Source organism: Nonomuraea sp. NPDC049421 (assembly GCF_040677005.1).
Lineage (GTDB): Bacteria > Actinomycetota > Actinomycetes > Streptosporangiales > Streptosporangiaceae > Nonomuraea > Nonomuraea salmonea.
The window spans coordinates 122,429-145,013 of record NZ_JBFAQA010000023.1 but is presented as its reverse complement, the minus strand read 5'-3'; the positions used below and the strand labels follow the sequence as shown (position 1 = coordinate 145,013).

Below are 22,585 nucleotides of genomic sequence, written 5' to 3'. Positions count from 1 at the left end.
TGTGGTCACCTTCGTCGTCGGGGGTTGTGGGCCTCACCTTAGGGAGGCGGCGTTCAGTATTCGCATAGTCGCGTCACATGCGCAGGTCACGCCGCTTCTGAAGCTCGTGTGCGAGCCGTTCTGCCTCGGCCCTGCCCTGGCCATCGCCAAGAGCGTCAAACTCTGCCATAGCTCTCATAACAGTCTCAACCGCCGCGTCGAAGTCGCCCGCCGCCGTCAGCACCTCGGCCAGCACCAGCAGAGCCACCGCCTCGGGCAACCGGTCGCCCAGCCGCCGGTTGACGCGCAGCCGCCGCTCCACGCACTCGCGCGCCCGCGCGAGCCGCCCCTCCCGCAGGTGCAGCCTGCCCAGGTCGAGCAGCGCCTCCGCCGCACCGCGCGGATCACCCAGCTCCTCGTACGCCGCCAGCCCCGCCCCCAGCGCCCCCTCGTCCCCGCGCAGGGCGCCGAGCGCGCGCAACGTGTCCGCCCGTCCCCGCCGGTCGCCGTGCTCCTCGAAGACCTGCAGCGCCCGGGTGAACGCCCGCTCCGCCTCGCCGCCCCCGCCGGGACGCGCCGCGTGCACCAGGCCGAGCCTTAGCGTGACCCGGGCCAGCTCCAGCCCTTCGACCAGCGGCTGGGCCGCCCGCAACGCCGCCGCGGCCGCCTCCGTACGCCCCTCGGCCCTGTGCAGGTCGGCCAGGCCGCGCAGCAGCAGCGCCTCGCCCTCCCGATGCCCGGCGGCCCTGGCGGCGTCGAGGCCGGTGGCGGTGGTGGCGTGCCAGTCGTCGTGGTGGGCGTTCAGCGCGAACAGCGGCGTCAGGTAGAAGGCCAGGCGCCAGGCGGCCTCGTACAGACCGGACTGGAAGAAGTCGTGCACGGTCGCCACCAGGAAGCGCCGCTCGGCGCTCAGCCATCGCGCCTCCTGCCGCAGCCGGCCCGTCTCCAGGCCGGTGGCGGGTGGCCGCACCTCGGTACGGCCGGTGCCCGGCTCCGCCGGGAGCAGCGCGGCCCTGGCCTGCCTGGTGCGCTCCAGGATCTCGCCCGCCAGCGAGGCCAGCACCGGGCCTGGACCGCCGTCCTCCTCGGCCAGGCGCTCGGCGGCGTACAGGCGGGTGAGGTCGTGCCAGCCGTACCGCTCCTGGCCTGCCTCGTCGAGCCCGCGCGACTGCAGCAGCCCGGCCTCCACCAGCGGTTCCAGGTCGGCGCCCGCCACCCAGGGCGCGAAGTCCCGCGCCGACAGGGCGCCCAGGCGGCGCAGCAGCAGCCGTTCGGGGTCGGGCAGGCCGCGGTAGCCCAGGGCGAGGCTGCCGCGTACGGCGAGGTCGCCCGCGCTCAGCTCGTCGAGCCTGCGCCGCTCGTCGCCGAGCCGGCCCGCCAGGTGGTCGAGTGTCCAGCCCGGCCTCCTCGCCAGCCGGGAGCCGGCGATGCGCAGCGCGAGCGGCAGGTGGCCGCAGAGCCTGACGATGCTCAGCGCGGCCTCAGGCTCGGCCTGTACGCGCTCTGCCCCTGCCACGCCGGCGAGCATCGCGACGGCCTCGTCCTCGTCGAGCAGGCCCAGCTCGTACGCCCGCGCCGCCTCCAGCCCGGCCAGCGGCGACCGGCTGGTGACCAGGGTGATGCTGCCCGGCCCTGTGGGCAGCAGGGGGCGCACCTGGGCCTCGTCGGCCGCGTCGTCCAGCACGACGAGCAGCCGGCGGCGGGCGGTCGTGCTGCGGTAGAGGCGTACCCGGTCGTCCAGCCCCGGCGGCACCGCGCCGTCGGGGCAACCGAGCGAACGCAGCAGATCCTCCAGCACCGCACCGGGCGGGCGGGAACCGAGCGCGGCGTACAGGCGGCCGTCGGGCCGGTCGAGCGCGGAGGCCGCATGCACGGCCACGGCCGACTTCCCACACCCCGGCGGGCCGTGCAGCACAAGGTGGACGGGCGCGCCGGCGCTCTCGGCAGCTGTCCGCGCAATCCAGTCGAGCACCTGCCGCCGCCCAGCAAAGTCTGAAATATCCGGCGGCACCTCATCCACCCGCCCACCACCCAAACCCACAGGAAAGCCCATATATCCCCCGGGAAACCCACCCTGACCACCGGGAAACCCACCCTGACCACCGGGGAAACCGCCGTAGCCAGCGGGGAAACCGCCGTAGCCAGGCGGATGATCGCCGTTGAGGACGCGCTGGTGGGCGGCCACCAGTTCGTCGCCCGGCTCCAGCCCCAGCTCGTCCACGAGCGTCCGCCGCGCCTCCTGGTACGCCCCCAGCGCCTCCGACCGGCGCCCCGCCTGGTGCAGCGCGTCGATGAGCCGCACCCAGGCCCGCTCCCGCAACGGATGGGCACCCGTCAGCGCCCGCAACTCACCCACCACCTCGGCGCCCCTGCCGAGCAGCAGGTCCAGCTCGACGCGCTCCTCCACGGCGGTCAACCGCAGCTCCTCCAGCGGCACCCCGTACGCCCGGCGCAGCACCGACGACTCCACCCCGGCCAGCGCCTCCCCACGCCAGAGCCCGAGCGCCGTACGGAACACCTCGGCCGCCCCCGCCACCTGCCCCGCCGCCCGCGCCCGCCGCGCCTCGGCGACCAGCCGTTCGAACCGGTGACAGTCCACGTCGTCCGGCTCGACGTCGAGCAGGTAACCACCGGCCACGGTACGGATCCCGGCCACCAGCTTGCGCAACGCGCTGACGTACACCCTGAGCACCGACTCCGCCGAAGCCGGCGGCCGGTCGTCCCACACCGCCGACAGCAGCCGCTCGACCGGCACCTGCTCGCCCGCCGACAGCAGCAGGGCGGCCAGCAGCGTACGGTGCTTGGCCGGGCCGGGCGGCTGCCCGCCGTCGATCCGCAGCGGCCCCAGCAGGCCGAAGCGCACGCTCACGTGCCGGCCACCGGCCTGGCGGCGAACGACTCGAAGCTCACGTGTACGGTCTCGCCGGGCGCGGACGCCGCATGCACACCCGCCTCGCCAGGCCCGTACGGGGAGTCGCCGTCGGACACCTGCGCGACCAACCGCTCGTTCACCCAGAGCCGCAGCCCGACCGCGTCACCACCACCCCCGCACTCGGCGACGACCCGGTAAGCGGCCGTCTTCGGCACGGCAGTGGGCCCATAAAGGGTGACGCCGTCGGTGCCCGTACGCCGCTTGACGATCGACACCTTGCCCGTGCCGTCGACCCCGAACTCGTACCGATCACCCGACCGAGCCGACCCATGACACCACACGCCATACGCACCGGCCCCACTTCGAAGCCTGGCGGTGGCGCTGACGACCACACCCTCCTGCGGCTCCGCCACGGGCGCCGACTTCCACAACCGCCACCCAGGCTTGACGCTCAACTCATAACCAGACCCGGCCGGCCGAGCATTCCCACCCTGGGACACCCCGGTATCCCAAGCCTCGAACCCCGCCTCGTACGGCCACCGAGGCGCAGCAAGCACCCCAGGCAACGTCACACCCGCAACGACGCCCGCAACCACCGCCCCACCGGCCACCACCCAGGGCCACCGCCGCCTCCGCGCCCGCCCAGAGTGCGCAGCGGCCTTGAGGACCGGAGAGCCTCCGGCGCCACCATCCCCGGCGCTCAGCGGCTCTGCGCCACCCCATCGGCCGGCGGCATCGCCAGCGGCCTCCGTGGCCGGGTGCATGGGGACGGAGCCGGTCCATGTGCGTTCCACGACCTCGGTGGCGGCCGCCAGCCGCGTCCCCCCGACCAGATCACCCAGCAGCTCCTGAGCGGATGGCCGCACGCGGGGATCCTTGGCGAGGGCCCGCCGCACCACCCCCTGGATCCCCTCGTCCAGCCCGTCCAGCCGGACCTCGTCCTGCGTGATCCGGTACAGCACCTCGGCCGGTGCCCCACCGCCGAACGGCAGCCGCCCCGTACCGGCGAACACGATCACCCCGCCCCACGCGAACACGTCCGCGGCGGGCGTCAGGGGCTCGCCGCGCACCTGCTCGGGCGACATGAACGCGGGCGTCCCGAGCATCGCCTGGCTGGCCAGGCTGTCGTGCCCGGCGAGCTGCGCGATGCCGAAGTCGATCACCTTGGGCCCGAGCGGCGACAGCAGCACGTTGGCCGGCTTGAGGTCACGGTGGACGACCCCGGCCCCGTGGATGGCGCTCAGCGCGGTCGCGATGCCGACGGCCAGGGCCTCCAGGTTCCCGCCGGACAGCGGCCCCTGCTCGCGCACGGCCCGCGCCAGGTCGGGCCCTTTGACGTATTCGGTGACGAGGTAGGCCACGTCGCCGTCGAGGCCGGCGTCCAGCACGGGCGCGGTGCAGAACCGCGCCACCCGCCGCGCCGCCGCCACCTCGCGCTCGAAGCGCCGCCGGAAGGCCGGGTCCCTGGCCAGCGCGGGGTCGATGAGCTTGACCGCGGCCAGGCCGCCGGTCGGCGTGGTGGCGAGGTGGACCTCGCCCATGCCGCCCCGGCCGAGCAGGCGCCGCAGCGCGTACCCGCCTATGACCCGGTCGTCGTTCATCGCAGACACATTAGCCAGATCCGGGCACTCACCCGGCGGCCTGAGACAGACGGTAGCGGGACGGCGAGATGCCGTACCGGTCGATGAAGGCCTGCCGCAGCGTCTCCGCCGAGTTGAACCCGCAGCGCGTGGCGACGGCGGCCATCGGCAGCGACGTGGTGGCGAGCAGGTGGGCGGCGGCCTCGGTGCGGGTCTGGCGGACGTACCGGCCGGGGGTCTGGCCGAGGTGCTTGAGGAAGAGCCTGGTGAGGTGCCGCTCGCTGACCCCGGCCTCGGCCGCGAGGGCGGCGGTGGCGAGGTCGTCGCGCAGGTGGGTGGAGATGTGCTGGACGATCCGCCTGACCAGGCTGTTGGCGGGCGAGGGCGGCTCGACGAACATGCTCATCTGGGCCTGGTTGCCGGGCCGCTGCAGGTAGGTGACCATGTTCCTGGCGACGGTCCTGGCCAGCTCGGGGCCGTTGTCCTCCTCGACGAAGGCGAGCGTGAGGTCGAGCGCGGCGGTGATGCCGGCGGAGGTCGAGACGTTGCCGTCGCGGATGAAGATCGGGTCGGGGTCGACGGTCACCCCGGGGAAGCGGCCGGCCAGCACGTGCGCCTCCTTCCAATGGGTGGTGGCGCGCCGGCCGTCGAGCAGCCCGGCGGCGGCAAGCACGTACGCCCCGGTGCAGACCGAGGCCACCCGCCTGCTCTCCCTGGCCAGCCGCCTGACGTGGGCGACGACGAGGGGGTTGGCGGCGGCGTCCTCGTGGCCGATGCCGCCGGAGACCAGCAGCGTGTCGAGCGGCCCCGTGACGCGTTCGAGCGCGAGCTGCGCGTCGAGCCGGAGGGCGGTGCCGGTGGTGATGGGGTGGCCGCCGGGGGTGGCGACGCGGTATTCGTAGTACGGTAACGCGCCGTGCCAGTTGGCGCTCTCCAGCGTCGAGGTGACGCAGGCGATGTCGAGCAGCTCGGCCGCCTCGTACGCCACCACGACGAACCGTCGTCGATCCATGGCACGACTGTAGGTCCGAAGGACAAGGAACCCAAGTATCCGGACCTGCCGGACGGCTTCCCTTGGGCCGCGCCACCGCTCAGGGCGACAGTCGGGGCATGACGACGACGACCACCACCTCCACGCCCACGGGGCGCCGCTGGGGCAGGTTCGCCCTCCACTACGTCGAGATGATCATCGCCATGTTCGCCGGCATGTTCCTCATCGGCATGCTCCGCTCCGCCGTCGGCCTCGGCGTCTCCCTCGCCGAGCAGCCCGAGCTGTGGTACCTGGCGATGGCGTTCGACATGTCCATCGGCATGGGCGCCTGGATGCGGGTGCGCGGGCACCGCTGGGCGCCCACGCTGGAGATGTGCGCGATCATGTTCGCGCCGGCCGTGCCGCTCTTCCCGCTGCTGTGGACCGGCGTCATCGACGGCGACGTGCTCATGCTCGTCTCGCACGTCGGCATGTTCCCGCTCATGCTGGCGGCGATGCTGCTCCGCCTCGACGAGTACGCCGGGTGCCGTCATTGAGCGCCTTGCGGTAGCCGTCCAGCACGTCCTGCCGCAGCAGGTGCCCGAAGCCGGCCCGCCGCAGCCGCATCCCCAGCAAGGGCTCGCTGATGCGCAGAGCGGCGGCGGTCTCGCCCATGTGCCAGCCGTGCGCGGCCAGCTCGCTCAGCAGGTGGCCGCGCCTGACCTGCGCCTCCGACAGCCGGAACGTCTTCAGGTACGCCGTACGCCCCGCGCCGTCGCTGATCATCTCCCCGATGTGGTTCTCCGCCTTGCGCTCGAACGCGGGCAGGAACCGGTTCAGCGTGAACCGGCCCATCCGGTAGATTTCCTGCACCCGCTCGGGAGCGCGGAGCAGCCCGGCCGCCATCACGGAGTCGTGGAAACCGGCCCACTCCCGCTCGACGCGGACGGCCGCGGCCCGCAGGTCGGCCAGTGAGGAGATCGCGGCGGCGTCGAGCGTGCCGGTGAAGTCGCGGGCCGGGTACCACAGGGCGTACTCGTGGATGAGGTCGCCGTACATGTCGCGGACGAGCATCGGGTGCAGCGCCCGGTAGTCCTCGGGATGCGGCACCACGAACGCCGAGGCCAGCGTGTCACCGGCGTAGAGCAGCAGCCCGCACTGACCGGGATGGATCTCGAAGACCTTGAGCGCGTCCTCCAGGCCGCGCACCTCGGCCCCGCTGTAGGCCTCCTCGATCCGCGGCGACAGGCCGTGCCGCAGCGACTCGCGCGACCACTCCTCCCACGCCAGCTCGGGGCCGCCGAAGCAGAGCGCGAGGAAACCCTCCATGGCCAGGTGCAGCGGCAGGAAGCGCAGGCGGTTCTTGTCGGCCCTGCGGGCCATCCTGTGCCTGATCCTGATCGGCACGTGCCGTAGCGGCTGCCCGAGCTGGGTGCCGTACGCCGCCGCGGGGGTGCCGTCGCCGGTCCACGACGCGACGAACGCGTGCGGCACGTACGCGGTGTAGAGCGACCTGTCGGGCAGCGCGACCACGGTGGGCTCGTCGCCGTACACCTTGGCGTGCAACCGCAGGTCCTCGATCGGCGCGCGGCGGACGAGCGGCACCAGCCGCAGGGCGCCCCAGGTCTGGGCGGGCCGCGTCTCCAGGCCGGTGAGGTCGATCATCGTGACTCCAGCGCGGGGGCCGCCCGCTCCGCCAGGTACGCCCGCAGCTCGGCCGCCCCGCTCCGCCCCTCCGCGAACCTGGCCAGCTCCACCAGCGCGGGCAGGTCCTCGGCGTCCCTGATGCCGGCGGTCGGCACGACCGGGGACAGCCGCCGTACCTCGAAGTGCTCGGCGTCGTAGACGGGGTTGAGGTGCACGATGCCGACCTCGCCGGCCGGGTCGAGCTTGCGCCGCCACACCCGCAGCACCTCGGAGGCGAGGCCGGGCGGCGCGTTGTCCCAGCCGTCGGAGACGATGACGAGCAGGTCGGGCCGCTGCTCCAGGGCGTCGATGAGGCGCCGCCCGAGCGGGGTCGGCCCGGAAGGGCGGACCTTGAGCGGGTCGGCGCGGCCGGACAGCCACAGGGCGCGGTGGTCGCCGGCCAGCGCCTCCAGCAGGTGGTGGCAGGCCAGCGCGACCGCTAGCGGCCGGCGGCGCTTCTCGGGCGAGCCGAAGGAGGAGAAGCTGTCGTCCAGCACCGCGGCCACCTTCCCCCAGGTGCCGGCGCGCGTCCCCGCCGCCCTGGCCGCCGACGCCCGCAGCGCCGCGACCAGCTCGTCGCGCCGCCGCTCGCGGACGTCCGCCGCCAGCGACAGCACGTAGGAGGCCACCCTGACCAGCGGCAGCGCGGCCAGGTCAGCGTCGGTGGCGGTGGCGGTGGCGGTGGCGGTGCCCGCGCGCTCGGCGGCCCCGCTCAGCCGCAGCCGCTCCAGGCGGGTCAGCCGGGGCGCGATCGTCTCCAGGAACGCGGCCCTGTCGATGCCGTGGCGGGCGGCGAAGCCCTCGGCCACCGTGTACGGCAGCTCGTACAGGGCGTTCTTGTCGTAGTGGGCCCGCCGCCACGCCTCCAGCACGGGCGTGTCGTAGTGAGCCCGGCGAAACGGCGTGAACAGGAAGTCGCCCAGCTCACCCGGAAGATCAAGGTGCGCGTGCCGGACCGCGGCCCTGACCCCCGCCCGGTACTTCACCGCGTCGAAGGCCAGGTCAGGCCGGGTGGCCAGCCAGTCGCGGACGAGCGCGCGGGTGCGCCGGTTGTTGACGCCCGCCCGCCCCAGCTCCCTGAAGAGCCGGTAGACGCGGGGCGGGCTCATCCGGCCGAGCCGCCAGGCGATCAGCCGCGCCTCGTGGCCCACTCCGCCCTTGCGCCGCAGCAGCCCCGCGATGATGAGGGCGGCGTTGTGGTCGTTGATGTCGAGGGCGAGGGTGGCGGCGTACAGATCGGGATAGTTGGTGTGGATGTAGTCGTGCAGGAAACCCAGGGAGAGCCGCTGCCGGCCCGCCTCGCTGTGAAACTCGCGCTGGCCGGTCGCGGTCATCGCGGCGTTGGCGAAGAGCAGCACGTCCTCGCACTCGATCAGGTCGGCGTAGGTCTCCATGGCTCCCCGGGGCGGTCGCGGAGCTGGCCGGGGAATGGGGGCGCGAGCTGCGAAGAGTCGCGGTATAGGCGGTTTCCGGAAGTCGCACCGGAGTCCCGCGGCCAGCCCGTCCGGAACCCTACTACCGATCCGGCGCGTACCTCGCCTTGATTTCTCCTAGCTTGAGCTGCCTGTCGCGGATGTCGGTGATCAGCACGTACGCGACCAGCAGCAGCCCCAGGCAGAGCACGTCGGCCGCCCACCACGGGATCTCGGCGAGCAGCAGGTAGCCCTGCCCGTCACTGAGCTCCCTGATCACCACCGTGACCACCGCCACCACGACGGTGACCAGCGCCCACGTCCACCAGCGCGGCAGGCTGCCCTTGTTCCACAGCCGCACCCGCCAGTTCATGAACACCGTGAGCACGCCCAGCAGCGCGCAGAACCCGATCAGCCACCACGGCAGCGCGAACGCGGTCTGCTCGGAGATCTGCTCCTTGGTGGCGCGCAGCTCCGCCTCGGCGGTCCGCCGCGCCTGCTCCGACTCCTCAAGCTTGCGTTCGAGCTGCGCGATGGTCTGCTGGCGGCGCGGCGGCTGCGCGGACTCCTCAGTGGGCAGCATCCGCGCGACGACCGTCAGCATGATCGCCACGAAGGACAATGCCAGCACGATCGCCATGAACAGGTCGATGAACCGCAGGTCGAGCGGCGGTGCGAACGACCGGCTGGCCTGCTTCCTCACTGCTCCCTCACCAGCGTGTACTTCTGCGGCTTGCTCTCGGCGGCGCTCTGCCGCTCGACCGCCGTGCGCAGCGCGTCCAGCCCCTTGATCAGCTCCTCGGTCCTGTCACGCGACTGCGCCAGCTCCTGCGTCAGGCCGCGCAGCTCGGACCCGGCGGGCGCGGCCGGCGCCGCGCCCTTGCCGCCGGGCAGCCGGGCCAGGTAGATGAGGAACACCTCGTCGGCCGCCGCCACACTGGCCCGCTCCGACCGCTCGATCAGCGTCATCGCGCCGAACGCGAGCACGCTCAGGAACAACGCGATCATGGTGACGCCGAACGCGGAGGCCAGCTCGGGCAGCACGTGCTGCTTGAGCGCGGTGATCAGCACGCCGGGGTCGCCACGGCTGTCGAGGGCGCTGGAGAACGAGCCGACCATCGCGGCCATGGTGAGGGCCGTGCCGATGAAGCCGAAGACCGGCAGTGCCCAGATGAGCGCGTGGTCGATGTGGTGCTTGTTGGCCATCTCCCCGTCGTCGAGCGCGGAGCGGGCGGTCAGCACCGCCTCGGCGTCGCCACCGGCCTCCGCGGCCTCCCTGAACAACCGCAGACGCTTGCCGACCAGCGTGTCATCGCTCGGCCGCACCGACTGCACGCTGGTCGCGGCACGCGCCGTCGCGGCCGCCTCGCGGCGGATGTCCGGCACGGCCCGCACGATCCGCAGCACGGTGGTGAGGAACACCGCGAAGATCAGCGTCACCACCAGCTCTGCCGCCCCCGGCGCCGTGGTCGCCCCCACGAACTGCAGCAACTGCCGGACCATCCCCGTCATCAGCAAAACCGCTGACACCAGCAGCCCCACCAGCGGCGCGAACCCCGAATGGCGCCAGTCGAACCTTGACACGCTTCAACCCCACTCCAGCACAGGAAATGTCAGAGCAACACCTTGGCATACGTAGTGCAATGAGTAGTGACGGAGTGGCAGATCTGTGACCAGACCGGTCCTTAAACGCACGAAAGCCCGGCTCCCTACGGGAACCGGGCCTGTCGCGAGACTGGTGGAGGTGGCGGGAATCGAACCCGCGTCCTTCAACCCCAAGTCAGGGCTTCTCCGGGCGCAGCCTGCTGTGCTTTTCTCAGCCCCGGCGATCACGCAGGCGAGTCGCCGACGGGCTCAGCCACTGTTTGGTTTCCCGCTCTCCCCCGTGGCCGGGTCGAGCGGTGGAGCCTTCTAGCGATGCCAGATCCCGGGCCGAAGGCGCTCCCGGGCTGACAGTGGTTTCGCTGCTTAGGCAGCGAGCGCCAGGGAGTCCCTGGCAGCCACAGTGCTCTTGGAATTGGCACTTGTTGTTTGCGGTCACAGGATTAACGAGGTTATGTCCGCAGTCCTCGGCCCGCTTCACCTGGCTTGCAAGGCCAAAGTCGAAGCCAGTCACCCCCTGTGCAGTTGTCAACCGTCACCGCCGACCCCGAGGGGAGGCGCAACAGGAATGTACATCGGACAACACCCTCGGCGCCAACTTAATTCCCACGGCGCCACCGCCCCATACATGCCGAAACCCCCGGGAGCCCGGCACTGAGGCACGTGCTCCCGGGGGCCGACCGGCAGGGTCGAGCCGGTCCGGACGGCAGGACTTCCCCCGAGATGAAGTCCTGTCTCATCACGGCGACTGGGACCGCAACCCCCCGAGCGGGCCCAGTCACTCAGTAAGACGCGACCGGCCGCCCGAATGGTTGCTCCCCGTGCGGACATTTTCACCCTCAGTCCGCAACCCCGCCAACAGCGCCGTTCACAGCGCCGTTCACAGCGTCGTTCACGGCGTCGTTCACAGCGTCGTTCACGGCGTCGTTCACAGCGTCGTGAGCGCGCCGTTCACGGCGTCGTGCGGCGGCGTCAGTTCGCGAGGCCCGCGAAGAAGTCGCCCGCCACGGCCCTGGCGTCGTGGTTCTTCGCCAGCACCGCGATCGCCACGTTGCCCTGCCAGCCGACCCACCAGGTCATGCCCTCGGGAGCGGTGGCCGCGATGCCGTAGACCTTGCCCTTGCCCGCCTGCGCGGGCGTGCCGGCCGCACCGGCCCGCATCATCGTCTGCAGGGTCGCGCGCACCTTCGGGTCGAGCTGCTGCGGCGCGGGCTGGGTGACCGGCGGCGCCGTGGCGGTCGCGTCGGGCGTCTTGGGCTCGGTCACCAGCACGGGAGGCCGCCAGGTGCCCGAGGCCACCGCCGCGGCCACCAGAGCCATGCTGAGCGGGCTCACCTGGACGTTCTGGCCAGCGATGGCCTTGGCCTTGTCGGCGTCGCTGGACAGCTTCGGCAGGCTGCCGCTGAACGACTTCAGCGGCAACCGCCACGGCTGCTCCAGGCCCAGCGTCTGGGCGCTCTTGAGCAGCCCCTCGGCCGAGACGCGGCGGGCCAGCGAGGCCAGCGCGGTCACGCAGCCCTTCGCGAAGTTCTCCTGGAACGTGGCCGATGCCGGCAGCGGCGTGCTGTGGGCGGCGTTGGCGAACTTGGCGCCGCCCACCGTGCGCTCCTGCGGGCAGGCCAGCCGCTGCTTGGGGCTCACCTGCTCCTTCAGCAGCGCGTCGGCGGCCACGATGGAGAACGCCGTGCCGGCCGGAAACTTGCCCGCCAGCGCGTGGCGCTCCTGGTGCAGCCCCTTGGTGCCGACCGCGAGGATCTCGCCGGTGTCGCGCTGCACCGCCACCAGCGCGCTCGTCTGGGTCTCGGCCACAGCCTGCTCGGCCGACGCCTGCGCGGCGCGGTCGATCGTGGTCTTGACCGAGACGTTCTGACGCCCTCGCCACTCCTCGAGCTGCGCGACCTGCCGGCCGGTCTTGAGGTCGAGGGTGATCACCTTCGTCTCGGTGGACCCCGTCAGATAGTCCTGGTACGCCTGCTGCAGCCCGCTCTTGCCCACCGAGTCACCGGCCCGCTGCGGCCCGCCCAGCTTCTGCTCGGTCTCAGGCGTGAGCGCGCTGACCGTGCCGACGATCTGGCGAGGCGCGTCGGGGTTGACCGGCTGCTCCTGCGCGTCGATCTCGATGCCGTCGATCGCGCCCAGTTTGGCCTGCATCGACTGGTAGCGGGAACGTCCGAACGTCACCAGCGGCACGAACTTGTCGGGCGGCGACGACCTGACCCGGCTCAGCAGCCGGTCTTGGGCGTAGCCGGTGACGTCGGACAGCTTGGCGACGACCTCTTCTGCCCGCTCACCCAGCTTGTCGGGGACGACCCCGGCGACGTAGAGGACGGTGTCGCTCTGCAGCGGGTCGTTGGCCCGGTCGAGGACGGGCTGGCGCGGCTTGGGCTCGGTGTCGACCGCGAAGCGCTGTCCCTCCTTGAGCTGAGGGTGCAGCACCGAGGGCGACCAGCGGACCTTCCACGCGCCGTCGACCAGGTGGAGCGGGAGCCTGCTCTCGTACTCCCAGAGGGGGTTGTTCTCCCCCAGGTCGACCTCGGCGTGGAAGTCGGCCGTGGACTCGTCGCCGGCGACGCTGATGCTCGTGATCTTGAAGCGGAAGGAGGCGGCGTCGAGCTCGAGCTTGGCGTCCTCGAGCGCCTTGCGCACCTTGGCGGGATCGCCGTCGGTGCGGCCGGCGGCCAGTTCGTAGTCCTCCGACTGCCACCCGACGAGGAAGTCGCGCACCGCGTCGTGCGGCGACGACTCCTCGAAGCAGCCGGTCAGGGTGGTGCTCGCGACCGCCAGCGTGGCGGTCGCGGCCAGGATGCGGCGGGCGCGCCGCATCGGTCGGCCTCTCATCGATCGCATCGGTCGCAGTGCCGCCGTCTCATCGGTTGCGGTAGCGCAGCGCGCGGGCCATCTCCCGCTTGGCCTGCTGCTCCGCCAGCGACTGCCGCTTGTCCCAGTCTTTCTTGCCGCGCGCGAGGCCGATCTCGACCTTCGCCCTGCCGTCCTTGAAGTAGAGGGTCAGCGGCACGATCGTCAGCCCGCCCTCCTTGGTCTTGGCGGCGAGCTTGTCGATCTCTTTCCTGTGCAGCAGCAGCTTGCGCTTGCGCCGGGCCGTGTGGTTGGTCCACGTGCCCTGCGAGTATTCGGGAATGTGCACGTTGAGCAGCCACGCTTCGTTGCCGTCGATCATGGCGTAGCCGTCGACGAGCGAGGCGCGGCCCTCGCGTAGCGACTTCACCTCGGTGCCCTGCAGCACGAGACCCGCCTCGAAAGTGTCCTCGACGTGGTAGTCGTGCCGAGCACGTTTGTTCTGGGCGATGACCTTCCGCCCGGTCTCACGTGGCATGCTTCGACTTTACCGGCGACCGGGGCGCCCGGCGCCCATGCGCACCGCTACACCCTCAGATAGCGACGTAGCGTCACGAACGAGGCCAGGATACAGATCACGACACCGATGATCATGGTGATGGTGATCGTCTGGGCCAGGTCGTTCCAGCCGAGCTGAGCCGTCGCGCCACCGAAGAAACCGACGATCTCCTCGAACAGGAACACCTTCGCGCAGATCAGGATGACCGCCGCGAACACCCCGCCGACGAGGCCGGCGATGACGCCCTCCATGACGAAGGGCAGCTGGATGTAGAGGTTGGAGGCGCCGACCAGCCGCATGATGCCCGTCTCACGGCGCCGGTTGAACGCCGACAGCCGCACCGTGTTGCCGATCAGCAGCGCCGCCGCGAGCACCAGGATGATGGCGACCGTCAGCGCCGCGAAGGCGAGCTTGTCGAGCATGGCGAAGAACGGGGCGATGAGCTGTTTCTGGTCCATCACCTGGGCCACGCCCGGCTGGCCGGTCACGGCCTGGATCACCGGCTGGTAGTTGTCGGGGTCCTGGAGCTTGATCCGGAAGGACTGCGGCAGGTCTTCGACCTTGGTCGCGTCGACCAGCGCCTTGTTCGTGGACGAGAACGACTGCTTGAAGTTCTGGTAGGCGTCGGCCTCGTCCTCGAAGAACACCTCCTTGACGCCCTTCGTGCCCTTGATGTGCGACTCGAGCGCCTTGATCTGCGCGGGCGTGACCGCCTTGCCCTTGCAGTCCGGTATGGCCGTCCCCTTCTTGCACAGGAAGACGGAGATCTCGACCTTGTCGTCCCAGTAGCCCTTCATCAGGCCGACCTGGGTGTTGATCATCAGACCGACGCCCAGCATCGCCATGCCGACCGCCACCGTGATGACTACGGCGATCGTCATGGTCAGGTTGCGACGGAGGCCGATCCAGACCTCGGAGAAGATGAAATTCGCCCGCATGGCTTGTCTGCAGCTCCCTGTCAGTACGCCTGGCCGTACACGCCACGCGACTGGTCACGGACGATCTTGCCGTCCTCCAGCTCCACGACACGCTTACGCATGGAGTCGACGATGGCCGCGTCGTGCGTGGCCATGACGACCGTGGTGCCAGTCCTGTTGATGCGGTCGAGCACCTTCATGATGCCGATGCTCGTCGCGGGGTCGATGTTGCCCGTGGGCTCGTCGGCCAGCAGGATCATCGGCCGGTTGACGAAGGCGCGGGCCATGGCGACGCGCTGCTGCTCGCCGCCGGACAGCTCGTCGGGCATGCGGTGCGCCTTGCCTTCGAGGCCGACCAGCTCGATGACCTCGGGCACCACCTTGCGGATGAACCGCCGGGGCTTACCGATGACCTCGAGGGCGAACGCCACGTTCTCGTAGACGTTCTTGTTCGGGAGCAGCCTGAAGTCCTGGAAGACGCAGCCGATGCGGCGGCGCAGGTGCGGCACCTTGAAGTTGGAGAGGCGGGCCAGGTCTTTGCCGGCGACGTGGATCGCGCCGGAGTTGGGCCGCTCCTCCTTCAGGATCAGACGCAGGAACGTGGACTTGCCTGATCCCGAGGGACCGACGAGGAACACGAACTCACCCTTGTCCACGTCAACGGATACGTGGTCGAGGGCGGGCCGGTTCTGGTTCGCGTAGACCTTGGTGACATTATCGAAATGGATCACGAGAGCATCACGGCATGCCAGTCTAGGGGTCAGGACGGAAGCGAGGGTGGCATATGCCCACTTCCCGCCGGGCGACCATCGGTTACGTCTTCTTTACTGATGATCGACGTTCCGATTGGCCAGACGACAGTCTAGGGGGAAGACTGGCATGGAACGTCCATAACGGAAACAAAACGATTGTGCGGCTAGACTTGGGGCTGTCATGAGTTGCGAACACCTCGTATGCGCGCAGTGCGCCCACCCCGTGATCGAGGGACGCTGCCCCTTGTGCCGCGCCAACCGGGAGCGGATGCACAACCACGGCTTCGCCGGGCTGTCACCCGCCCTCATCGGCCTGCTGCTCGTCGCCCTGCTCCTGCTGACGCTGGCGGCCGAGCACCTATTGCTCGGCGCCTGACTCCTGGCGCCGCATCCACCGGATCTCCGACTCGATGAACTCGTCGAGGTCGCCGTCGAGCACCGCTGACGGGTTGCCGGCCTCGGTGCTGGTGCGCAGGTCCTTCACGATCTGGTAAGGGTGCAGCACGTAGTTGCGGATCTGCGTGCCCCACGAGGTGGTGGAGGCGCCGCGCAGCTCCGACATCTTCTCGGCCTCCTCCTGCCGCTTGCGCTCCAGCAGCTTGGCCTGCAGCACGTTCATCGCCGTGGCGCGGTTCTGCAGCTGGGAGCGCTCGTTCTGGCAGGAGACCACGATGCCGGTCGGCAGGTGGGTGATGCGCACCGCGGAGTCGGTGGTGTTGACGCCCTGTCCGCCCGGGCCGCTCGACCGGTAGACGTCGACGCGGATCTCGTCCTCGTTGATGTCGATGTGGTCGGTCTGCTCGACGACGGGCACGATGTCGACCCCGGCGAACGAGGTCTGCCGCCGCCCCTGGTTGTCGAAGGGGCTGATGCGGACCAGCCGGTGGGTGCCGTGCTCGCCGCGCAGCGTGCCGTAGGCGTAAGGGGCCTTGATCGTGAACGTGGCCGACTTGATGCCGGCCTCCTCCGCGTAGGAGGTGTCGTAGACCTCGGTCGCGTAGCCCTTGCGCTCGGCCCAGCGGAGGTACATGCGCAGCAGCATCTCCGCCCAGTCCGCCGCGTCCACGCCGCCGGCCTGGGAGTTGATCGTGATGAGCGCCTCGCGGGCGTCGTATTCGCCCGACAGCAGCGTACGGACCTCAAGGGCGCCGATGTCGGAACGCAGCGACTCGAGCTCCTTGTCGGCCTCGGCGCGCGTGTCGTCGTCGGCCTCCTCGGCCGCCAGCTCATAGAGGACCGCCAGGTCGTCGAGGCGCCTGGCGACGCCGTCGACCCTGTTGAGCTCGCCCTGGAGGTGGGAGAGCCGGCTCGTCACCTTCTGGGCCTGGTCAGGGTCGTCCCACAGGTCGGGGGCGGCAACCTGCTGCTCCAGCTCCTCGATCTGCTTGCGCATCGCGTCGAGGTCGAGCACGTCCTGGATGCTGCGGAGCGTGCCCCGAAGCTCGTTGATCTCTTCTGCCGGATCGATGCCTGCCACGTCTCCCAAGGGTACGCGACCCACGCGGGCCCGAATAACATGGCGAGGTGCGTGCATACGGTCGGCGGAAGGTGCTGGCGCTCGCCGCCGGCCTCCTCGCCGCGGTGACCGCCTGCTCCGGCGATGCCCTTCCGGCCCCTTCCACCCCGGCCGCGGCCACCTCCACGCCGTCGAAGTCGCCCGAGCCGCCGGCCGTCACCCAGGCCGAGGCGGCCGAGGAGTTCGCCGCCTACACCCGCACCGACGACCTGCTGCGCAACGTGCCCGGCGACTTCCAGGGGCGGCTGCTGCAGGTGCAGGACATCACGACGGGCGGTCAGTGGCAGCTGATCCAGGCCGCCTACCTCTCCTCCGGCTACACCCCGCCACGCCACCAGTGGGGCGCGCCCACGTTCTACGTCCCCCGCTTCGACGAGGGCGCGGGCTCGCCCTGGTTCAGCGTGCTGGTGACGCGCGACGACGCGCCGACGCTGCTGACGTTCGTCAAGTTCGACCGCTGGCGGCTCAGCTCGGCGGCCGAGCTGCTGCCCGGCCAGGAGCTGCCGCCGATCGAGCTCGACGACGAGGGCTACGCCACGGCGGTGGCCGCCGACGACAAGAGCGTCACCATCAGCCCGCAGTTCATCGGCCCCGTCCACGCCAGCGTGGCCGAGACGGGCAAGGCGGGCGTCACCGACGGCCTGCTCGCGGCCGGCCCCTACACCACCGAGGTGGCCGAGCAGATCGCCGAGCGCCGCGAGAGCGCCAAGAGCGACGGGTTCAGCTACGACTCGATCTTCAGCGCCGACAACTTCCCCGTCTACGCCCTGCGCACCGAGGACGGCGGCGCGCTGATCCAATACTCGCTGTCGCGCACCACGTCCACCCAGACGAAGACGGCCGAGGACGACTACATCCCGGTGCCCGCCACGGCGCGCTGGGCGATCAGCTCGCCGGTGCTGCGCCGCTCGCTCAAGCTGACCGAGACCCACCAATACGCCACGGCCGTGCCGCCGCTGACGAAGCCGGCGCCCGCGCCCGTGATCGCCCACGACGGGGCGCTCACCCGCGCGTCAGGACAGTAGGCGGGGGCGGGCCGGCGAGCCCGCCCCCGCGCTTCTCAGGCCTCCGTGTGGGGCAGGTTGCTGGCGGCCACCAGCGTACGGATGGCGCGCAGCGCGACCGACAGCGTGGCGAGGTCGAAGTTGTCGCTCTCCCAGATCTCCGACAGCGTCTGCCTGGCCCTGGCGACCGCCGCCGAGTTGCCCTCGGTCCAGCGGGCCAGCCGCTCCTCGGGAGACAGTCCGGGGCGGCTGTGGGCCAGCACGTCGCGGGTCAGCGAGGCGTGCGCGGCGTACAGGTCGTCGCGCAGCGCCGAGCGGGCCATCGAGTTCCACCGGTTGTCGCGGGGCAGCGCGATGATGCGCTCGCGCAGCCGGGAGAGCTGGAGCCGGTCGGCCAGGTCGAAGTAGACCTCGCCCACCTCGTTGACCGGGCGTCCCGTCAGCGACGAGATCTCCACCAGGTCGAGTGTCGAGTACGCCGGCACCATCGCGGCCACCCGCTCGGCCAGGTCGTCCGGCACCCCGCGGGCCACGAACGCGTCGCGGCGCTCCTCGAAGGCGGCCAGGTCGGGCCCGGTGAGCAGCTTGGGTATGTGCCCGATGATCCCGTTGACGCCCTTGTCGAAGAAGCCGACCGACCCGGCGAGGTCGAGCGGCGGCCGCCGGTTGACCAGCAGCCACCGGGCGCCCCGCTCGGCCAGCTTGCGCGCCTCGAGCAGCATGGCGATCTGGGTGGCGGTGTCGACCTCGTTGTCCAGCGACTCCACCGCCCGATGGAAGCCGGGCAGGTCGAACACCTCGCGTGCGACCAGGTAGGCCCGCACGATGTCGGGCGTGGACGCGCCGGTCTCCTCGCCGAAGCGGTACATGAACGTGGTGCCCGCCGAGTTGACCAGCTCGTTCACCACGCGGGTGGTGATGATCTCGCGGCGCAGCGGGTGCTCGTCCATGTACGGCCTGAACCGCTCGCGCAGCGCCGAGGGGAAGTAGTCGACCAGCCACGACGCCAGGTAGGGGTCGTCGGGCAGGTCGGAGCCGAGCAGCTGGGCGTCGGCCACCAGCTTGGTGTAGGCGAGCAGCACGGAGAACTCGGGCGAGGTCAGCCCCAGTCTGGCCTGGCGCCGCTCGGCGAGCGTCTTGTCCGACGGCAGGAACTCCAGCTCCCGGTTGACCAGCCCGTCGCGTTCGAGCTTGCGCAGGTAGCGGGCGTGGATGTGGAGCATCTCGACGGCCTGCGTACGGGCCGCGTCGAGCACCACGTTCTGGGCCTTGTTGTCGCGCAGGACCAGCTCGGCGACCTCGTCGGTCATCGAGGTGAAGACCTGGTTGCGCTGCTTGTCGGTCAGCTCGCCGTCGCGGACGACCTGGTCGAGCAGGATCTTGATGTTGACCTCGTGGTCGGAGGTGTCGACGCCGGCCGAGTTGTCGATGAAGTCGGTGTTGACCAGCCCGCCGTTGAGCGCGAACTCGATGCGGGCGAGCTGGGTGAAGCCGAGGTTGCCGCCCTCGCCGACGACCTTGCAGCGCAGCTCGGACGCGTTGACCCTGAGCCCGTCGTTGCCCTTGTCGCCGACGTCGGTGTGGGACTCGGAGCTGGCCTTGACGTAGGTGCCGATGCCGCCGTTCCACAGCAGGTCGACGGGGGCCCGCAGGATGGCGCTGATGAGGTCGTTGGGCGCCATGGACGCGATGCCGGCGGGGATGCCGAGCGCTTCGCGCATCTGCGGGGTGATCTGGATGGACTTGGCGGTGCGCGGGAAGACGCCGCCGCCCGGCGAAATCAGCTTGGCGTCGTAGTCCTCCCACGAGCTGCGCGGCAGCTCGAACAGGCGGCGGCGCTCGGCGTAGGAGCGGGCGGCGTCGGGCGAGGGGTCGACGAAGATGTGCCGGTGGTCGAAGGCGGCCACGAGCCGGATGTGCTGCGACAGCAGCATGCCGTTGCCGAACACGTCGCCCGACATGTCGCCGATGCCGGCCACGGTGAAGTCGGTCGTCTGGACGTCCACGCCCATCGTGCGGAAGTGGTATTTGACCGACTCCCACGCGCCGCGGGCGGTGATGCCCATGGCCTTGTGGTCGTAGCCGATGGAGCCGCCGGAGGCGAAGGCGTCGCCCAGCCAGAAGCCGTACTCCTTGGCCACGCCGTTGGCGATGTCGGAGAAGGTCGCGGTGCCCTTGTCGGCGGCGACGACGAGGTAGGTGTCGTCGCCGTCGTGCCTGACGACGTCGGGCGGCGGCACGACCTTGCCGTCCACGAGGTTGTCGGTGACGTCGAGCAGGCCGGAGATGAACATCCGGTAGCAGGCCACGCCCTCGGCGAGCAGGTCCTCCCGCTTGCCTGACTTGGGCGGCCGCTTGACGACGAACCCGCCCTTGGAGCCGGTGGGCACGATGACGGTGTTCTTCACCATCTGCGCCTTCACCAGGCCGAGGATCTCCGTACGGAAGTCCTCCATCCGGTCCGACCAGCGCAGGCCGCCGCGCGCGACCTTGCCGAAGCGCAGGTGCACGCCCTCGACGCGGGGCGAGTAGACGAAGATCTCGTACTTCGGCCTGGGCAGCGGCAGCACGCTGATGGCCTGCGGGTCGAACTTCAGCGAGATGTACGGCTTGCGCACGCCGTCGACGGTCTGGAAGTAGTTGGTGCGCAGCGTGGCCTGGATCATCTCCAGGTACGCCCGCAGGATGCGGTCCTCGTCCAGCGAGGCCACCTCGTCCAGCGCCCCGAGTATCTCCTCGTTGAGCGCCTCCACGAGATCGACCCGCACGTCCTCGCCGCGCCGCGGGTCGTGCTTGGCCTCGAACAGCCGCACCAGCAGCCTGGCCACCCTGACGTTGCCCTTGAGCACGTCCTCCATGTACGGCTGCGAGAACGTGCTGCCGGCCTGCCGCAGGTATTTGGCGTAGGCCCGCAGGATCTCGACCTGCTCCCAGGTCAGCCCGGCGCTGAGGATGAGCGCGTTGAAGTCGTCGGCCTGCACCCGGCCGGTCCACAGGGCGATGAGCCCGTCCTGGAAGAGCCGCTTGAACTCGTCCCTGCCGACGCCGTCGGCCGGCGTGTAGCGCAGCCCGAAGTCGTAGATCCAGGCGTTCTTGGTGCGCGGGTCGTTGTCGCGGTCGACCTCGTACGGCCGCTCGTCCACGACCTCGACCCCGAGCCGCTGGATCAGCGGCAGGGCGCGGGACAGCGAGATGGGCGAGCCGATCTTGTAGATCTTCAGCCGCCGCTCGCCCTCGGCCGCGTCGTACGGCTCGTAGAGGTTGATGCCGACCTTGTCGCCGTCGCCCGCCTCGACGAGCTCTTCGAGCCGCCGCAGGTCGACCACGGCCACCTTGGGCGGGAAGTCCGCCTTGTAGCCCTCGGGGAAGGCCGAGGCGTAGCGCTTGATGAGCGTGGGCGCCTCCTCCTCCGAGGTCAGCTCGGTCAGCGCGGAGGCGAGGTCGTCCTCCCAGGAGCGGGTGATGGCCGCGAGGCGGGCCTCCAGCTCCTCGACGTCCACGCTGGGCGCGGGCAGCTGCCTGCCGCGCTCGCCGCGCACCACGACGTGCAGCCGGGCCAGCACGGACTCGCCGATCATCGCGCTGTAGTCGAGCGACGTGCCACCGAGCGCCTTGAGCAGCACCTCCTGCATCTTCAGCCGGACCTTGGTGGTGTAGCGGTCGCGCGGCAGGTAGACCAGGCAGGAGATGTAGCGGCCGTAGTCGTCGCGGCGCAGGAACAGCTTGACCTGCTTGCGCTCGCGCAGCCGCAGCACGCCGAGCGCGATCGGCAGCAGCTGGTCGACGGAGGTCTGGAACAGCTCGTCGCGCGGGAAGGTCTCCAGGATCTCGATGAGGTCCTTGCCGTCGTGGCTGTCAGGCGCCAGCCCGGCCTGGTCGAGCACGTCGGCCAGCTTGCGGCGCAGCACCGGGATGCGGGAGATCGACTCGTTGTAGGCCATGTGGGTGAACAGGCCGAGGAAGCGCCGCTCACCGATCACCTCGCCGTCGGGCGAGAACAGCTTCACCCCGATGTAGTCGAGGTAGTTGGCGCGGTGCACGGTGGCCTTGGAGTTGGCCTTGGTGATGATCATGAGCTGCTTCTCGCGCGCCTTGGCCCGCACCTCGGGGGGCAGCGCGGCGAAGCTCTCCGACCCCGCCTTGTCGTCGCGCAGGATGCCCAGCGCCGCGCCGGGCAGCGCGCGCAGCATCTCGCCCTCGTCGGTGTGCTCCAGCCGGTATTCGCGGTAGCCGAGGAAGGTGAAGTGCCCGTCGGCGAGCCAGCGCAGCAGGTCGAGGCTGTCCTCGACCTCGGCGGGCTCCAGCGGCGGCGGGTTCATGCTCAGGTCTTCCGCGGTCTGTACGGCAAGGGCCCGCATCTTCGCGAAGTCCTCGACCGTGTGGCGCACGTCGGCGAGCACCTTCAGCAGGCCGGCCTCGATCTGCTTGAGCACCTCGGGGTCGGACTGCCGGTCGATCTCCATGTGGATCCACGACTCGACCAGCATCTGGCCGGTGACGTCCTCCTGGCCGCGGCCGAGCATGCGGCCTGTCATGTCGCGGCGCACCCGCATCTGGGGATGGACGACCAGGTGGGTGCCGAGGTCGTGGCGGTCGAGCTCCATCGCGACGGAGTCGACGAGGAACGGCATGTCGTCGGTCACCACTTCGACCACGGAGTGGCCGGGGTCCCAGCCGTTCTGCTCGATCGTGGGGGTGTAGGCACGGACCACCGCCCTGCCCTGGGGGCGGACCTCCGCGAGCTGCCTCTGGGACATCGCGGGGCCGTAGACGTCAACGGGGTTGCGGTCGAGCAGGTCCTCCGGCGCGACGTGTCGATAGTAGAGCCGCAGGAAGGACAGCGCCTCCTCGGCGCTCATGTGCTCACTGCTCGCCGCACATCTTTCCGCGGCTCGCTGGAGCAGCTCATCCTTGGCCTCGTCGAGCGGCATTTCGCTCTC

The 22,585-nt window shown here is 70.7% G+C and carries 16 protein-coding genes and 1 other RNA gene; 3 read left to right on the top strand and 14 right to left on the bottom strand.

The genetic code is table 11. The features are described 5' to 3' along the window. Window positions 1-73: 73 nt before the first annotated feature. The 3 genes from AB0K18_RS33370 to AB0K18_RS33360 are packed head-to-tail and all read right to left on the bottom strand — an operon-like array spanning window position 74 to window position 5,443. Window positions 74-2,848, bottom strand: coding sequence for a BTAD domain-containing putative transcriptional regulator (locus AB0K18_RS33370; protein ID WP_364922366.1), 2,775 nt, complete (start codon window positions 2,846-2,848; stop codon window positions 74-76). Next, window positions 2,845-4,452 carry a serine/threonine-protein kinase gene (locus AB0K18_RS33365; protein WP_364922364.1) on the bottom strand — a complete coding sequence of 536 codons (1,608 nt, stop codon included), beginning with the start codon at window positions 4,450-4,452 and terminating at the stop codon, window positions 2,845-2,847. The genes AB0K18_RS33370 and AB0K18_RS33365 overlap by 4 nt, the downstream gene beginning before the upstream one ends. Window positions 4,453-4,480: 28 nt before the next feature. Further along, entirely contained in the window at window positions 4,481-5,443 is a 963-nt protein-coding gene (locus tag AB0K18_RS33360) for a GlxA family transcriptional regulator (protein WP_364922361.1), read from the bottom strand. A gap of 98 nt (window positions 5,444-5,541) precedes the next feature. On the opposite strand from AB0K18_RS33360, the gene AB0K18_RS33355 reads away from it, so the two are divergent. Continuing rightward, window positions 5,542-5,958 carry a hypothetical protein gene (locus AB0K18_RS33355; protein WP_364922358.1) on the top strand — a complete coding sequence of 139 codons (417 nt, stop codon included), beginning with the start codon at window positions 5,542-5,544 and terminating at the stop codon, window positions 5,956-5,958. Here the strand turns inward: AB0K18_RS33355 and AB0K18_RS33350 are convergent. The 9 genes from AB0K18_RS33350 to ftsE all read right to left on the bottom strand — a co-directional run bounded on the left by AB0K18_RS33350 (window position 5,903) and on the right by ftsE (window position 15,104). Further along, window positions 5,903-7,066, bottom strand: coding sequence for a hypothetical protein (locus AB0K18_RS33350; RefSeq protein ID WP_364922355.1), 1,164 nt, complete (start codon window positions 7,064-7,066; stop codon window positions 5,903-5,905). The two genes, AB0K18_RS33355 and AB0K18_RS33350, sit on opposite strands and share 56 nt — an antisense overlap. Next, entirely contained in the window at window positions 7,063-8,481 is a 1,419-nt protein-coding gene (locus AB0K18_RS33345) for a hypothetical protein (RefSeq protein WP_364922353.1), read from the bottom strand. The genes AB0K18_RS33350 and AB0K18_RS33345 overlap by 4 nt, the downstream gene beginning before the upstream one ends. 121 nt (window positions 8,482-8,602) lie before the next feature. Further along, window positions 8,603-9,202 carry a hypothetical protein gene (locus tag AB0K18_RS33340; protein WP_364922350.1) on the bottom strand — a complete coding sequence of 200 codons (600 nt, stop codon included), beginning with the start codon at window positions 9,200-9,202 and terminating at the stop codon, window positions 8,603-8,605. Next, window positions 9,199-10,083 carry a hypothetical protein gene (locus AB0K18_RS33335; protein ID WP_364922347.1) on the bottom strand — a complete coding sequence of 295 codons (885 nt, stop codon included), beginning with the start codon at window positions 10,081-10,083 and terminating at the stop codon, window positions 9,199-9,201. The genes AB0K18_RS33340 and AB0K18_RS33335 overlap by 4 nt, the downstream gene beginning before the upstream one ends. Before the next feature lie 152 nt (window positions 10,084-10,235). Next, window positions 10,236-10,619: a transfer-messenger RNA gene (gene ssrA, locus AB0K18_RS33330) on the bottom strand. Window positions 10,620-11,073: 454 nt separating this feature from the next. Continuing rightward, window positions 11,074-12,939, bottom strand: coding sequence for a penicillin-binding transpeptidase domain-containing protein (locus AB0K18_RS33325; protein WP_364922345.1), 1,866 nt, complete (start codon window positions 12,937-12,939; stop codon window positions 11,074-11,076). Between the two features lie 28 nt (window positions 12,940-12,967). After that, entirely contained in the window at window positions 12,968-13,435 is a 468-nt protein-coding gene (gene smpB, locus AB0K18_RS33320) for an SsrA-binding protein SmpB (protein ID WP_345396689.1), read from the bottom strand. A 47-nt stretch (window positions 13,436-13,482) separates the two neighbouring features. Next, a complete protein-coding gene (gene ftsX / locus AB0K18_RS33315; RefSeq protein WP_364922342.1) occupies window positions 13,483-14,394 on the bottom strand; it encodes a permease-like cell division protein FtsX in 912 nt (303 codons plus the stop codon). Window positions 14,395-14,414: 20 nt separating this feature from the next. Continuing rightward, window positions 14,415-15,104, bottom strand: coding sequence for a cell division ATP-binding protein FtsE (gene ftsE, locus AB0K18_RS33310; protein ID WP_091079803.1), 690 nt, complete (start codon window positions 15,102-15,104; stop codon window positions 14,415-14,417). 202 nt (window positions 15,105-15,306) lie between these two features. On the opposite strand from ftsE, the gene AB0K18_RS33305 reads away from it, so the two are divergent. Then, window positions 15,307-15,501: a hypothetical protein gene (locus AB0K18_RS33305; protein ID WP_364365386.1), complete on the top strand. Its 195-nt coding sequence runs from the start codon at window positions 15,307-15,309 to the stop codon at window positions 15,499-15,501. On the opposite strand, the gene prfB is transcribed toward AB0K18_RS33305, so the two are convergent. After that, window positions 15,484-16,602 (bottom strand): peptide chain release factor 2, encoded by a 1,119-nt coding sequence (gene prfB, locus AB0K18_RS33300; RefSeq protein ID WP_355411463.1) that lies wholly within the window; start codon window positions 16,600-16,602, stop codon window positions 15,484-15,486. The genes AB0K18_RS33305 and prfB overlap by 18 nt on opposite strands. Before the next feature lie 47 nt (window positions 16,603-16,649). Between prfB and AB0K18_RS33295 the strand changes: the two genes are divergently transcribed. Next, the gene (locus tag AB0K18_RS33295; RefSeq protein WP_364922338.1) at window positions 16,650-17,666 is read left to right on the top strand and encodes a hypothetical protein; all 1,017 of its coding nucleotides are present in this window, start codon (window positions 16,650-16,652) and stop codon (window positions 17,664-17,666) included. Between the two features lie 35 nt (window positions 17,667-17,701). On the opposite strand, the gene AB0K18_RS33290 is transcribed toward AB0K18_RS33295, so the two are convergent. Continuing rightward, window positions 17,702-22,576, bottom strand: coding sequence for an NAD-glutamate dehydrogenase (locus AB0K18_RS33290; RefSeq protein WP_364922335.1), 4,875 nt, complete (start codon window positions 22,574-22,576; stop codon window positions 17,702-17,704). Between the last annotated feature and the right edge of the window lie 9 nt (window positions 22,577-22,585).

Excerpts from the sequence above, each read along its gene's own strand:
- AB0K18_RS33360 (WP_364922361.1), bottom strand. The coding sequence starts at position 5,443 with ATGGATCGACGACGGTTCGTCGTGGTGGCGTACGAGGCGGCCGAGCTG.
- ftsX (WP_364922342.1), bottom strand. The coding sequence starts at position 14,394 with ATGCGGGCGAATTTCATCTTCTCCGAGGTCTGGATCGGCCTCCGTCGC.
- AB0K18_RS33345 (WP_364922353.1), bottom strand. The coding sequence starts at position 8,481 with ATGGAGACCTACGCCGACCTGATCGAGTGCGAGGACGTGCTGCTCTTC.
- AB0K18_RS33355 (WP_364922358.1), top strand. The coding sequence starts at position 5,542 with ATGACGACGACGACCACCACCTCCACGCCCACGGGGCGCCGCTGGGGC.
- AB0K18_RS33325 (WP_364922345.1), bottom strand. The coding sequence starts at position 12,939 with ATGAGAGGCCGACCGATGCGGCGCGCCCGCCGCATCCTGGCCGCGACC.
- smpB (WP_345396689.1), bottom strand. The coding sequence starts at position 13,435 with ATGCCACGTGAGACCGGGCGGAAGGTCATCGCCCAGAACAAACGTGCT.
- AB0K18_RS33350 (WP_364922355.1), bottom strand. The coding sequence starts at position 7,066 with ATGATCGACCTCACCGGCCTGGAGACGCGGCCCGCCCAGACCTGGGGC.
- AB0K18_RS33290 (WP_364922335.1), bottom strand. The coding sequence starts at position 22,576 with ATGCCGCTCGACGAGGCCAAGGATGAGCTGCTCCAGCGAGCCGCGGAA.
- AB0K18_RS33305 (WP_364365386.1), top strand. The coding sequence starts at position 15,307 with ATGAGTTGCGAACACCTCGTATGCGCGCAGTGCGCCCACCCCGTGATC.
- AB0K18_RS33365 (WP_364922364.1), bottom strand. The coding sequence starts at position 4,452 with ATGAACGACGACCGGGTCATAGGCGGGTACGCGCTGCGGCGCCTGCTC.